This is a genomic window from Dolichospermum circinale AWQC310F (assembly GCF_000426925.1).
Lineage (GTDB): Bacteria > Cyanobacteriota > Cyanobacteriia > Cyanobacteriales > Nostocaceae > Dolichospermum > Dolichospermum circinale.
In genome coordinates this window covers 12,155-12,408 of sequence record NZ_KE384681.1, presented here as the reverse complement: position 1 = coordinate 12,408, position 254 = coordinate 12,155, and the positions used below count along the sequence as shown (strand labels likewise).

Annotated in this window: 1 protein-coding gene; it reads left to right on the top strand. The window is 44.5% G+C overall.

What is annotated here, in order from left to right:
* The coding region (locus tag ACIR310F_RS25515) for a calcium-binding protein (RefSeq protein ID WP_414534260.1) at positions 1-254 on the top strand (254 nt) is incomplete at both ends.

The following is a 254-nucleotide window of genomic DNA, read 5'->3' as shown; positions in this document are numbered from 1 at the left end:
AATCAACTTTGCTGCTAGTGGTGGCTATTATGATGTGCTAACAGGAGGTAGTGGTAATGATTCTCTCACTGCAACTAACGTGTGGTCTTTAATCTTTGGTGGTGCTGGTAATGACAACCTTGTTGGTGGTGTAGGTAAAGATACCCTCAGTGGTGGTGCAGGTAATGATATTCTCAATGGTGGTGCAGGTGATGATATTCTTAACCCTGGTTATAACCAAGGCTCAACGGATACAGTTGATGGCGGTTCCGATC